Below are 12,172 nucleotides of genomic sequence, written 5' to 3'. Positions count from 1 at the left end.
GGTCATGACTGTGGGGCGCGACGGTCTCGCCGAGCTTCCAACTCTTCCGGGCTGACCGGGATCAACATCGGCTGTCCAGGCGCGCAGAACATCGTCACCACGAACTGCGACTCCTCGTCGGTGAGGTGGTTGCCGTCCTGGTAGTGGATCACGTCTCCACCGGGCTCCCAGAACGCGTCACCAGGCCGGAGAACCCGCACGGGATCGCCTTCGAGCTCGAAGTTGACGGCGCCCTTGATCACGTAGCCGTACGCGGGCCCGGAGTGCCGGTGAGGCGGCGCACCAGGGCTGTTCGGCGGCAGCGTGACCCGGAGCGTCATCGCTTCGGCCCCCTCCGGCGCGGCCGGCGCCCCCGGCACGGTGCCGACCACGTCGATCTGCGGCGGTGGCCCGCTCTTGTCGGGGTTGTCGAGGTGGTGGGCTTGAGCGTGATCGGTGCTCATCACGATTCCTTCCTGGAAGTGGCCGGCTCGATTCGGCCGTGCACCAGCTCAGACAAGACAGCGCCCCGATTTGTGACAACGCTCCGAACAGTGCGTCTGCCTCATCTGCGCAGTTCAAGCGTCATGTTGGTATTAGTAGGGGTCCGCCGCGCTCGCTCAGATCGACCTGGAACTGGCGATGGGCACCGGCACCGACGCCGCCATCGAACGCGCCTGCCAAGACCTGCTCGCCGCACCGCGCCGAACCTGGTCCTCACCACGGCTGTGGCGTTCGCGTCCGTGCGATAAAACGGGGACGCGCCGGGTCCTAATGCTGTTCCTGTCCCGTCTCGACGGTGTCGGCCGCGTTGTCGAGCTTGTGCGGCTGAACGGCTTGTGCTGTGAGGGCCATGGCTTCTGTGGTCTGTTCGAAGGTGCGCTGGGTGACGGCGATGTAGAGCACGTCCAGGACGGCCAGCTGGGCGTGTCGGCCGAGGATGGTTTGGGTGCTGAAGCCGACCGGGTGCACCTTGGTGGCCAGGACGAGTTCGGCCTGGCGGGCGACAGGGGAGGTCAGGTCGCTGGTAAGGGCAACGGTCCGGACGCCGTGCGAGCGCGCTTCGGTGATCAGATCGACGACCTCTCGAGTGCGCCCGCTCTGGGAGAAGACCACAAGTACGTCGCCACGGGACATGAGGGCGGCACCGGTCAGGGCCATGTGTATGTCGGTGGAGGCCCAGACGGGCAGACCGATGCGGTACAGCCGTTGCTGCAATTCCGAGGCCGTGGTCGCGCTGCCGCTGACCCCGTAGACCATCACCCGGCGGGCCGCGGCCAGCAGACCGGCCGCACGCTCCACGGCGGCCAGGTCGAGGTTGGCGATCGCCTCGGTGACGACATGTCCGATGTTGTCGGCAATGACACGGGCGACCTGCTGAATGTCGTCCGCCTCGGTCAAGCTCGTGCCGATGTGCTCGACCCAGGCGTCGGGGCCGGTGCGGCCGCTGTCGGAGGCGAGGGCGATACGCAGGGCGGCGTAGCCGTTCAGGTTCAGCGACCGGCAGAACCTGGTGATGGTGCCGGTGGAGACCCCACACCGCTCCGCCAGCTCGACGATGGTCAGCCGGGCCACCGCTGCCGGATCGCCGAGCGCGAGCTCGGCGATCGTACGCTGAGCGCCAGGCATGGTGGGCAGCAGCGCGCGGATGCGCTCGATGACGCCGCTCTGTGACATGCGATCTCTATTCGTCAAAAATTTTTCTTCGCTATGTTGGCTATCAACGTATCACGAGGCATGAGTCGGGCGAATGTCCGGTAAACGTCCTTGACATGGCCGGTTACTCGCTTCCACAGTGAGCCGGAGTGGGAAATATTTCTCCATGTTGGGAGTCGTGGTGTCCGATCAGCATCGCCCCAGTGCTGCCGCGTATCTCGTGGCGGCCAGGACCATCCTGGAGCAAGTCGTCTCCGAGCAGGCGCCCGCGGTCCAGGCCGCGGCCGACCTCATCACGAAATCGATCCGTGCGGGCGGTGTCGTCCAGGCCTTCGGTACTGGGCATTCCGAGGGGCTGGCGATGGAGATCGCTGGTAGGGCCGGTGGGCTGGTGCCGACCAACAAGATCGCCTTGCGCGACGTGGTCACTCTCGGAGACTCCCCGCGCGAGGTGCTGTTCGATCCGTTCCTGGAACGGGACCCGGCCATCGCCTACCAGCTCTACGAGCTGGCCGCCCCTCGCCCGGAGGATGCTTTCGTCATCGCGTCCAACTCCGGGGTGAACGGGTGCGTCGTGGAGATGGCCCAGCTGGTGAAGCGGCGGGGGCACGCGCTGATCGCGTTCACCTCGACCCGGCACACCGCGCAGGCCACCTCCCGCCACCCATCCCAACTCCGGCTGATCGACTTCGCCGACGTTGTGCTGGACAACGGGGCCCCGCACGGTGACGCGCTGCTGCCGATGGCCTCGGGCGCCAAGGTCTGCGGGATCTCCTCCATCAGCGCCGGTCTGCTGGCGCAGATGGTCGTGGCGGAGGTCGTGCGTCGCCTTGACGAGGCGGGTGAGCAGGCCCCTGTCTACCTGTCCGCCAACATCACCGGCGGCGACGATCACAACCGGATCCTGGAAGAGCGCTACGCCGGACGGATCCGGAGGCTCTTATGACAGGACTCTTCTTCACCGCGGGAGCCGTCGGATGAGCATCGCGCTCGTCCTTGGCATGGACATCGGCGGCACCTCCAGCCGCGTCATCGTGGCCGACCTGTTCGGGCGCCTGCGCGGTGTCGGCCGGGCAGGCGGCGGCAACCCGGTCTCGCGCGGCCCGGCCGGAATCACCGCCATCCGTGACGCCTTGTGCGCCGCACTCGGCGCCGTCGATCCGGCCGACGTCAAGGCGGCCGTCTTCGGCCTGGCGGGCGGCGATGTCGCCGTTCACGATCCCGAGATCGCCCAGGCGCTTCGAGCGGGATGGCGGCAGGCTGGACTGCGGTGCACGCCGACCATGGTCAGCGACGTCACTCTCGCGTACGTGGCAGGTACCGACTCCGCTGAGGGCAGCGTCCTGGTCTCCGGTACGGGGGCGGTCGCCGCGGCCATCCGCGAACGCACCATCGTGCGATGCGCCGACGGGCACGGCTGGCTGCTCGGCGATCTCGGCTCCGGCTTCTGGATCGGGCGCGAGGGCATACGAGCCGCGCTCGCCGCGATGGACCGCTGCCACCCGCCATCCGACCTCCACCGCGAGATCCTGCACGCACTGGGGGTGGCGCACGCTGACCGGCGGACCTTGGCTTTGACCAGCGCCACCATCGACGCGGCTCATCGCATGCCACCTGCTGAGCTGGCCAAGCTCGCGCCCCTCATCCTGACAGCCGCAGAAGGCGGAAACGTCGAAGCGAGGCTGATCGCCAGGCGGGCCGCCGATCACCTCACCGCATCGCTCAACACCATCCGGATCCTTGGCGCCACCAGCCCCATTGTGCTCGGGGGCAGTTTGCTGACCACGCCCAATCCGCTCTCGCAAGCCGTCCGGGCGTCGGTCCGGAAGGTATGGCCGGATGCGGAGATTCACCGCGCCGGCGGGGGAGCCGCAGCCGCGGCATGGCTGGCCGGCCGGCAGCTTTCCGGCGTACCCGCGCTCGAATCCCACGCGCTTTATACGCGGCTCCTGGGCGCCGAGCCGATCCCCCCGCGCCGCCCGCAGAAGATCCGATGACTGATCTGAGCCGTTCCCGATGTGCCTTCTTGGAGCAGGTCGAGTCGATTTCGAAGACGTCATCGTCCGTCGCACCTCACACCACGTTTACGAAGGGACACCGCTCACATGGAGCCCACACAAGCCGGCCGGTGCCGCTTGCCGGGAGGAGGGCGGCTGATGTACGAAGAGCCGCGAAACGGAGCCAGTGTCAGCCCGGCCGGCGAAGAACCATCTCTGGGCGTGCTGATACGAACCTGGCGCGAGCAGGCATTGCTGACACAGGAGGAGCTGGCCAAACGGTCGGGGCTGAACCCCCGGACCCTTCGTCGGCTGGAGCACGGCGAACCCCACCGCCCACGCGGCTCGTCGCTCTTGGCCTTGGCCGAAGCACTGGGGCTGGACCCCAGAAAGCACAAGCAATTAGTCGCCGCATCGCTCAGGAGCCACACCCATCCAAGGGCGCGCGGGTTCAAAGATGACACGGACGCGCCGGCTCCTGCGATGACCATGCCGCGCCAGCTCCCGCCCGGCCCCGCGCACTTCGTCGGCCGATCCAAGGAACTGCGCACACTCGACGGCATGCTCACAACGGATGAACAGATCATGCGGACGGGTCCTAAGGTGGTGGTCATCGCCGGATGCGCCGGGATCGGCAAGACCGCGTTGGCGGTGCACTGGGCGCACCTGGTCGCCGACCGTTTCCACGATGGCCAGTTGTATGTGAACCTGCGGGGATTCGCGCCAAGCGCGGAGCCGGCTGATCCGGCTGAGGCGATCCGCAGCTTCCTTGGCGCATTGGGTGTTGTCCCGCAGCAGATCCCCGCCGGCGCGGACGCTCAAGCGGCGCTGTGGCGCAGTGTGGTGAACGGAATGCGACTGCTGATCGTCGTTGACAACGCGCTCGATGCCGGTCAGGTTCGTCCGCTGCTTCCTGGCGGCAGTGGGTGCCTGGTCATCGTGACCAGCCGCAATCAGCTGCCCGGCCTGGTGGCCGCGGGCGCCAGCCCGCTGGTGCTCGAGCCGCTGTCCAACGGTGACTCCTTGCGGCTGCTGGCCGAACGGCTCGGCGCCGCGCGCGTGGTCGCCGCACAAAAGGCCGCGAAGGAGATTGCCGCAGGGTGTGCTGGATTACCGCTGGCGTTGTCCGTTGTGGCAGCACGCGCGTCCATCCATCCCGACTTCAGCCTCGACGACCTCGCCGTCGAAGCGGACGCCGCCAGTAGTTGGCTGGACGTGCTGTCTTGCGAAGACCCGTTTGCCGATGTCCGGTCCGCGTTCTCCTGGTCCTATCGCACTCTCGGAGCGGCGGCCGCCCGGATGTTCCGGCTGCTTGGCATGCACCCGGCACCCGACATCGGCGTTCCGGCGGCTGCCAGCATGTGCGGCCTGCCGGTACGCCAGGCGCGCGCCTTGCTGGCAGAGCTGCACCGCGCACACTTGATCGCGGAATCCGTTCCCGGCCGATATCAGCTACATGACCTCATGCGCGCCTACGCCGTTGAACTGGCCGCGGCTCAAGAGTCGCGCACGGAACGTCACCAGGCCGAGCGCCGCATCTTCGACCACTATCTCCTTACCAGTTTGGCAGCCTCACACCAGTTGACCGGGCTGCCGCACGACAGCATCCCTGTCGATCCTTTGGCGCTCAATGTCAGGCCGGAGTCCATCGCCACTTACCAGCAGGCTATGGAGTGGTACCAGCGTGAACATCGGACGCTGCTGGCTCTCGTCGACCATGCCCGCGACAACGGGGACGACTGCCGCCTCGACCGGCTCGCTCGAGGGCTGGCCGATTATCTCGATCGCGGTCGACATTGGCAGGAGTGGAGACTTGTCGAGCATGGCCATCGAGCGACGTCGACGTAGTGCTCATCCAGCCTGGTGAGAGGGGCGAGCTCGGTGGAGCTCGCCCCTCTCACAGCCAGGTGGCCGCGACTACAGGTCGGCGACCACAATGTCGTCCAGGTGAAGGGAGCAGCCGACGCTACCGCTCATGCGTCATTCTTGTCCGGCGGGAAGCTGATCAGCTGCTCGCCTCGATCTCCGCGAACTGCATCACCTTGCCCGTCCCGGTGACGCGCACATATCTGGTGGTGACCGGATCGAAGGTGAAGGTCTGGCCATCGGCGCCGGGCCGTGGGTAGCCGTTCTGAGTCGTGACGGTGGTCCAGGCCGAGCCGTCGGGGGAGGTCTCGATGGTGAAGCGGGAGGGGAAGCCGTCGCCCGTGTTCGCGCCGTCGTTCCTGGCGTAGAGGGTCACCTTGCCCACCCGGGTAGGGCCGCCGAGGTCGACCTGCAGCCATTCGGGGTGGTCGGTCGTTCCGATGAGGCTGCTCCAGCCCATGGAGTACCAGAGGTTGGAGTGGCGCACCCCGTCGGTGGCGTTGACGCGCAGCCAGCTCTCGGCCGGATACTCCACCGAGCTGGAGGAGGTGACCGTACGGCCGGCGGCCAGGTTGCCTCCGGCGGCCTCGATCTCGGCGAACTGCATGTGGTATTCGCCGAACTGGTCGGTGCTCAATTTGGTGCCGGTGACCTTGATGTAGCGGGCGCTGACCGGGGCGAACGGGAAGGTCCGCGCTCCGGCGCCCGGCTTGGCGTAGCCGGTCACGGTGGCGACGTTGGTCCAGGTCGAGCCGTCCGCTGAGACATCGATGGTGAAGTCCGTGGGGAAGCCCGAGCCGGTGTTGGCGCCGTCATCGCGCGGGTACAGGTCCACCCGGCTCACCGGGCGCGCCGAGCCGAGATCGGCCTGGACCCACTCGGTGTGGTCGACGTTCTTGCTGTCGGAGCTGCTCCAGCCGAGGGCTCCGGTGGCCGAGGAGCGGCGGCCGTCCACGGCGGAGCCCGTCCCCCAGCCGTCGGCCTCGTACGAACTGGAGGCGGTGATGGTGGCGCCCTCGGCGGCGTTGGTCATGGGATTGATGTGCACGTTGTCGAAGCGGGCGGCGGCGCCGCCGGTGACGAGGGCGATGTTGCCGACGGGGAAGGCCGCGTCGTTCACCGTCAGCGCGGGGAGCTGGCGGGTGCCGCTGTAGACCTTCAGCGTGTTGCCTTTGGCCACGACCCGGAGGCGGTTCCACTGGCCCGCCGTGTAGCCGGGGGCGTCGGCCTCGGCCAGGGGGATTCCGTTGCGGTAGACGAACACCTTGCCGTTGTTGCGCTGGGCGATGAGGTAGCCGGTGTCCATGTCTGAGCCGTTGAGGCTGCGGACCATGAGTCCGGCCCAGTTGGCGCTGCCGCCGTCGGGTGACACACCCGTGATCTTGAGGTCGACGCCGGCGGCCACGTCACGATAGGCCCGGCCCTCCAGGACGGAGGTCACTCCCCAGTCGGCGGCGGTGCTGGCCTGGACGTACTCCTGCCCGCTGACCGACCATGAGCCCCTGGAGGTGCGCCAGTGCTGGCCGGCGGTGCCGAAGTCGTCGTTGTAGGGGAAGGCGAGGTCCGGGGAGTTGGCGGAGAGCTCGTCCAGGATCTGCTTGTGCCGCTGCTCCACCTCGGTGCCCGAGCGCTCGTAGTGCGTGGCGTCCAGGATCAGGCTGTTGGCGATGGCCTGGGCGGTCACGGGCTTGGTCTTGGCGAGCTGGTTGAGCAGCTCGAAGTCCTCCAGGCCGTCCGTCTGGGCCTCGCTGCGCAGGCTGTCGTAGACGTTGAGGGCGTTATCTTTAGTGTTGGGCCGTACCAGCCATCCGTCGCCGCTCTGGGAGTCTTTGAAGGTGTCGATGTGCTGACCCGGCCTGTTGAAATCCCACCAGTAGTTCCAGCCCCAGTGCAGATATCCGGTGCCGCCGATCTTCCACACCAGCCAGGGCAGGAGCCTGGTCTCGGCCAGGTAGTGGCTGATGAAGCGGTTCATGTAGTCGCTCTCCGGGATGTTGGCGGTGTAGAGCCACAAGTCCTTCCCGGCCAGCCGCTGGGACTGGTAGTGCGCGATGTTGGGTTGGTAGAGGAACGTGGCCGGCGTCAGCGTGGTCAGCGACGGTTCGGTGCCGGGGTAGAGCTGGTTGTGCGCCTCGTTGGTGCGGGGGGTGGGGAAGTACTGGCGGTACTTGCCGTACAGCCAGTTGGCGGCGTTGGCCCAGGCGGGGTCTTGGGGCTCGTCCACCGCGCTTATGTAGAACTTGTCGGTCCACTTCTTGACGTCCAGGTGTGCTTTGAGTGCCGGTAGCACCTTGTCCAGGTAGGCGCCGGCCTTCGGGTCGCCGTAGGGCACCAGGACCCGCTTGAGCCCGCCGCTCACGCCGTTGGCGGGGACCAGCATCTCCAGCTGGTTTCCTCCCTCTATCAGGGTCGGGGTGTAGATGTACTGCAGCGCGCCCGCGGTCTCGAACAGCTTCACGAACCGGTCGAAGTCATCCCAGTCGAAGGTGAAGTTTCCGGCCCCGTCCACGGTCGAGTGGGGAATGAGCAGCGCCTGGAAGTCGGCGTAGATCACGTTGTTGCGGTGCTTGGCGTGGTTGGCCGCGAAGTTCTTGATGACCGTCCACCAGCCCTCGTCGAACATCTTGACGTCGTACTGGTCCGGAATCGCGTCGATCGTGCCCGCGTAGTCCCAGCCGGCGGAGGTGAACCAGTTGTTCATCTTGAAGGTCGACTGGTCGGCCGGCGGGACGGTGACGTCGTAGACGCGCAGGCTCACGGGCACGGTGACATTGCCGGACGCGCTCTGGACCACGGCGTTGCCGGTGTAGACGCCGGGCGCCTGACCCGCGGGCACGAACACCTGGTAGAACCAGGCCAGCGTCGTGTTCGCCGCCGGGCTTTGCGCGGTGTTCTCCACCAGGGCGTCGTAGTAGTCGTCGCCGCCGCCCGGCGGATCTTGGCGCGTGGTGCCGATCTGCTGGATCGTCGGATGGTTGTATTCCAGCCGAACCGTCGGCACCAGCCGGTCTCCCGGGCCGGTCAACGGGCTCACGCTGACCGACACGCCGCTCTGCGCGGAGGTGGACCGGGCCAGGATCTGGGCGGCCTCGAACTCCCCGCGGGCCGCGTACAGCGCGATGTACTGGGTGGATCCCACCGGGGACGAGGTGAAGGGCCGGTCGGCCGCGTCCATCGTCCACACCGACAGCCCTGCCGCCGCGTGCGCGGGCACCACCAAGAAGGTCAGGCATAAGAGGCTGAGGACCGTGGTGAGCATCGTTCCGCTTGGCTTCATTCTACCTCCATTGAGAAAAATTTCTCTGTACTCCTTGAATAGATTGAGAGCGCATGGCTTCAGCGTCAACAGATTTCGCGAGAATTCGGTCAAACGCGACAGAAATCCTGGAGTTGTTGGGCGGTAGATCACTGGATGGTGAACAGTTTTTCGCTATATGTCTGCAAAATGCCCGCCGTATGCCCTGGTTTATCGGTCATCTCGCGCTGAGACTGGCACGGAGCCCGGCCGCCGCCCCTCGATCGGATCGCAGTCGTTCAAAAGGAGGATCCATGCTCGAAAACCGCACGTTAGTCCGCACCGTCCTGGTCTCCACGCTGGCGCTGCTCCTGTCCTTAGGGACGGCCGGGGTGTCCAACGCCGCGTCGGCCGGGAAGTCCGGGGTATTCGCCTGCCCGCAGTCGGGACAGCGATTCCAGCTGAGCGGCGATACGACCAAGAGGGTGTACGTCGTGGGCCCGGGCCCTGCCGCGTACGCCGTGCCGGACGAAACCGTCTACTTCCACCTCTGGAACACTTGGGACGGCATCAGCTCGTGGCCCCGCGACACTGTGTCGAGTTGCTTCGGGGGAGCCCGCATGTGGAGCAACGCTTACCTGGTCAGGAAAGACGGGACGAACGCCGTCTACATCTATGACTCCTGGGCGGGTGCGTTCCGCTGGATCCCGGACGAGGCCACCTTCAACAAATACGCCTTCGCGTGGAACAAAGTCGTGGTGGTGACGTACAGTCTGTCGCCGGTCGGCGGGTTCTGGAGCTGACGAACAGCTCGCCGGCGGCCGACAGCGCCTTGGGTCAAGCGCCGGCTCCGCGGGCTGGATCGCAGACACAGCAGTGGGCGAAGCTGAAGGGCCGTTCGCACGCCTCCTGCCAGATGCCGGCGCTGTGCGGACTTCTCGACGCCGGGTTGATCAACCGTGCGATCACGAGCGCCACCACCGCCGCCGCCCCGGACTCGATCAGCGCGGACGCCGCGCTCTGCACATGCGCGCCAGACACGAACAAGTCGTCCACCAGCAAGACGCGCGCCCCGCTCACCCAGTCCGGCCAGAGGATCCGGAAGGCGTCCCGGTGGGAGCGACGGTCGGCCAGCACCGGTGCGAACCTGGTGTCGGCCTCCAGCAGGAGTGGAGGTCGCCACAAGGGAGCCAGCGCGCCCACCTTCTCCACGACCTCCCACATGATGTGGAGGGGCCGGGCAGGTAACTCGGGGTTGTTGCTCGGGATCGTGGCCACCAGTGTGAACGGCCCGCCCGCCAGCCCTTCCAGGCATCGGACATGCCGGTGGTAGAAGTGGGCCACTGTCGCGGCCAGGAAGTCGCCCCGCTTGCGCCGCCCGCCGGCACCGTTGAGGTCTCTCTCCCGGACAAGAACGTCATACAGCTGCGTGTTCCTGGTCGTCAGCGAGATCGGCACCACGTGCTGGGTGTGGCCGTACAGGTTCTCCGTGGTGCGCTTGCAGCTCGCGCAGGTGGCCCAGGGTCCGCCGGTGTGGCCGGCGTTGTTCGGGCCGGAGTGGCAGATCCGGCACACGCCTGGCCGCGTCGGTGGAACGGGGCGAAACAGCGGCAGGAATTCGCGGGTGAACGCCTCGGCGTCACCCATGATCAACAGGTGTTCGTTCGAGGGGTCATATCTACGAGATTGACTGCCTGCTTGGTCAGCTCGTCAATGTCCTGGACGGCAGTCATGCCTCCCCGGATGCCCGCCCGCGCGGCCCACAGTTGTTCCTGGTGAAGCCGCTGGGACAGGAAGACGTACTTGCCGGTGTGCAGCGCCTGCTCGACGTGCCCGGCGGACGCTCCGCCGTCGGCTCCGTCAATGACGTACAGGCTGTCTGCCAATCCGCAGGTCACGACACGTGAAAGCGCGGCGGTCCGGTCGCTTGGGGCGGCGTCGGGCCAGAACGCGGAGATGAGCGCGCCGCAGCCGGCTATCCTCTCGGCCACACTGGCGTACTCGCCTACGGTCGATGGCTCGGTGATGCCGCCTGCCAGGACGGCGAGGGTGCGGCCGCCGGCGTCGAGTGCGGCCTGGTGGACGGCCGCGTCCAGGGCTGAGTGCAGGGGCGCGACGACGGTGATGCCGGCCTGGGCCAGGGCGCGGGCCGCGGCCGTCGCGTGGATGGTGTCGACCTCGCCGACCACGGCAACGGCTCGGTGATCGGTGGGGAGGATGCCGCCGCGGATCCACAGGAACGGCTGCCGGTCGTAGGCCCACATCAGATTGCCGGGGTAGGCGTCGTCAAGCACGGTGACGAGGCGGACGCCGTGACCGCGCATGGTCGTGACGAGGTCGCGCGCCCAGGTCAGGTCGCCGGGCTGGACCCGTGCCGCGACGGAGGCGGCGTGCGCCCGGTCGTCTGTGTCCCGGCTCGCGCAGCCGCCGTCGAGCACCTCCAGGGCGCTACCGGTGTCGAGGATGACCCGGGCGGTGAAGAACCAGGGCCGGTCATGGGTGGCTTTGGTGAGGGCGAGAACGGCGGCCTGCTCGTCGATCGTGGTCATGGTCATCACCATCTCGAACGTGGTTTCGGGGTGAACGTACGCGCCGACACCGACAAACGCGGCAACGGGCTGCGCGGTTCCAGTGGCCCATGGTGCCGGGCTCGGAGTGCCCAAGAAGCGCAAACAACTGTTCCGTTGTCCTTCAACTTCGCGTACGACCGTCCTTGCCGGGTACCGGGGCGCCAGAGAGGGGGAGCCATGACATTGGACGCCATCAGCATGATCAAGTCAGACCATCGCGACGTGGAGCGGCTTTTCGGCCGGCTCAAGAAGGACACCGAGGATCGTCCGGCCCTGCTAGCCGAACTGGCCGCCAAATTCGTCGCCCACTCCAGAGGAGAGGAGGAACTGGTCTACCCGGAGATCGCCAAGACCGTACCCAGTGAGAAGGACCAGGTCCGAGAGGGAGCGGAGGAACACCACCAGGCCGAGCGGATGCTGCTCAACCTCCTGGACGTCGACACCGACACGGCGCAGTTCGACACGCTGCTGAACGAGCTCGTTCTGGCAGTCGCGCACCACGTTCAGGAGGAGGAGAGCGAGATCCTCCCAGCGCTCAAGAAGGCGGTTTCCCGCGAGCGCCTGGAGGAGCTCGGCCGAGCCTTCAGCGAACGCAAGGCACAGGAGATCCAGCACGGTCTTCCGGTGGGGAGCGGTAACAAATCGAGGAAGCAGAGCCGAGGATCCAAGGAACCGAGCAAGGAGGATCTGTACCACCGAGCCCAGGAGGCCAAGGTCCCCGGCCGCTCGTCCATGACCAAGGAAGAGCTCACCCAGGCGCTGCAGAAGAGCGGCAAGGCCTGATCGGCGCGTGGGCCGCCTCGCGATATTGGGACCTTTGACCCTGCCAGGCGCAGCGAGGGCGCCGAATAATGGCAGGTGGGAGGTGA

General features: G+C 67.0%; 10 protein-coding genes. 5 read left to right on the top strand and 5 right to left on the bottom strand.

The genetic code is table 11. The features are described 5' to 3' along the window. Positions 1 to 2: 2 nt before the first annotated feature. Positions 3 to 443 carry a cupin domain-containing protein gene (locus ACGFJ2_RS49060; protein ID WP_357953334.1) on the bottom strand — a complete coding sequence of 147 codons (441 nt, stop codon included), beginning with the start codon at positions 441 to 443 and terminating at the stop codon, positions 3 to 5. A 307-nt stretch (positions 444 to 750) separates the two neighbouring features. Next, on the bottom strand, positions 751 to 1,656 hold the full coding sequence (locus ACGFJ2_RS49055) for a MurR/RpiR family transcriptional regulator (RefSeq protein WP_358182426.1): 906 nt from the start codon (positions 1,654 to 1,656) through the stop codon (positions 751 to 753). A 160-nt stretch (positions 1,657 to 1,816) separates the two neighbouring features. Between ACGFJ2_RS49055 and ACGFJ2_RS49050 the strand changes: the two genes are divergently transcribed. The 3 genes from ACGFJ2_RS49050 to ACGFJ2_RS49040 all read left to right on the top strand — a co-directional run bounded on the left by ACGFJ2_RS49050 (position 1,817) and on the right by ACGFJ2_RS49040 (position 5,480). Then, positions 1,817 to 2,581 (top strand): sugar isomerase domain-containing protein, encoded by a 765-nt coding sequence (locus ACGFJ2_RS49050; RefSeq protein WP_393480374.1) that lies wholly within the window; start codon positions 1,817 to 1,819, stop codon positions 2,579 to 2,581. A gap of 31 nt (positions 2,582 to 2,612) precedes the next feature. Beyond that, positions 2,613 to 3,632: an N-acetylglucosamine kinase gene (locus ACGFJ2_RS49045; protein ID WP_393480371.1), complete on the top strand. Its 1,020-nt coding sequence runs from the start codon at positions 2,613 to 2,615 to the stop codon at positions 3,630 to 3,632. Between the two features lie 159 nt (positions 3,633 to 3,791). Further along, the gene (locus ACGFJ2_RS49040; protein ID WP_358182435.1) at positions 3,792 to 5,480 is read left to right on the top strand and encodes a helix-turn-helix domain-containing protein; all 1,689 of its coding nucleotides are present in this window, start codon (positions 3,792 to 3,794) and stop codon (positions 5,478 to 5,480) included. Between the two features lie 157 nt (positions 5,481 to 5,637). On the opposite strand, the gene ACGFJ2_RS49035 is transcribed toward ACGFJ2_RS49040, so the two are convergent. Continuing rightward, positions 5,638 to 8,775 carry a discoidin domain-containing protein gene (locus tag ACGFJ2_RS49035; RefSeq protein WP_393480367.1) on the bottom strand — a complete coding sequence of 1,046 codons (3,138 nt, stop codon included), beginning with the start codon at positions 8,773 to 8,775 and terminating at the stop codon, positions 5,638 to 5,640. A gap of 272 nt (positions 8,776 to 9,047) precedes the next feature. Between ACGFJ2_RS49035 and ACGFJ2_RS49030 the strand changes: the two genes are divergently transcribed. Continuing rightward, entirely contained in the window at positions 9,048 to 9,536 is a 489-nt protein-coding gene (locus ACGFJ2_RS49030) for a hypothetical protein (protein ID WP_357953322.1), read from the top strand. A gap of 34 nt (positions 9,537 to 9,570) precedes the next feature. On the opposite strand, the gene ACGFJ2_RS49025 is transcribed toward ACGFJ2_RS49030, so the two are convergent. Further along, the gene (locus tag ACGFJ2_RS49025) at positions 9,571 to 10,386 is read right to left on the bottom strand and encodes a hypothetical protein (protein ID WP_357953321.1); all 816 of its coding nucleotides are present in this window, start codon (positions 10,384 to 10,386) and stop codon (positions 9,571 to 9,573) included. Then, positions 10,383 to 11,282, bottom strand: coding sequence for a DNA-processing protein DprA (locus ACGFJ2_RS49020; RefSeq protein ID WP_357953319.1), 900 nt, complete (start codon positions 11,280 to 11,282; stop codon positions 10,383 to 10,385). The genes ACGFJ2_RS49025 and ACGFJ2_RS49020 overlap by 4 nt, the downstream gene beginning before the upstream one ends. Before the next feature lie 198 nt (positions 11,283 to 11,480). Between ACGFJ2_RS49020 and ACGFJ2_RS49015 the strand changes: the two genes are divergently transcribed. Beyond that, positions 11,481 to 12,086, top strand: coding sequence for a hemerythrin domain-containing protein (locus tag ACGFJ2_RS49015; RefSeq protein WP_357953317.1), 606 nt, complete (start codon positions 11,481 to 11,483; stop codon positions 12,084 to 12,086). Positions 12,087 to 12,172 lie beyond the last annotated feature (86 nt).

This window comes from Nonomuraea sp. NPDC049028 (genome assembly GCF_043197735.1).
In the GTDB taxonomy this organism is placed as follows: Bacteria; Actinomycetota; Actinomycetes; order Streptosporangiales; family Streptosporangiaceae; genus Nonomuraea.
This window is presented reverse-complemented; position numbering and strand designations above follow the sequence as displayed.

Excerpts from the sequence above, each read along its gene's own strand:
- ACGFJ2_RS49060 (WP_357953334.1), bottom strand. The coding sequence starts at position 443 with ATGAGCACCGATCACGCTCAAGCCCACCACCTCGACAACCCCGACAAG.
- ACGFJ2_RS49055 (WP_358182426.1), bottom strand. The coding sequence starts at position 1,656 with ATGTCACAGAGCGGCGTCATCGAGCGCATCCGCGCGCTGCTGCCCACC.
- ACGFJ2_RS49045 (WP_393480371.1), top strand. The coding sequence starts at position 2,613 with ATGAGCATCGCGCTCGTCCTTGGCATGGACATCGGCGGCACCTCCAGC.
- ACGFJ2_RS49040 (WP_358182435.1), top strand. The coding sequence starts at position 3,792 with ATGTACGAAGAGCCGCGAAACGGAGCCAGTGTCAGCCCGGCCGGCGAA.
- ACGFJ2_RS49035 (WP_393480367.1), bottom strand. The coding sequence starts at position 8,775 with ATGAAGCCAAGCGGAACGATGCTCACCACGGTCCTCAGCCTCTTATGC.
- ACGFJ2_RS49030 (WP_357953322.1), top strand. The coding sequence starts at position 9,048 with ATGCTCGAAAACCGCACGTTAGTCCGCACCGTCCTGGTCTCCACGCTG.
- ACGFJ2_RS49020 (WP_357953319.1), bottom strand. The coding sequence starts at position 11,282 with ATGACCACGATCGACGAGCAGGCCGCCGTTCTCGCCCTCACCAAAGCC.
- ACGFJ2_RS49015 (WP_357953317.1), top strand. The coding sequence starts at position 11,481 with ATGACATTGGACGCCATCAGCATGATCAAGTCAGACCATCGCGACGTG.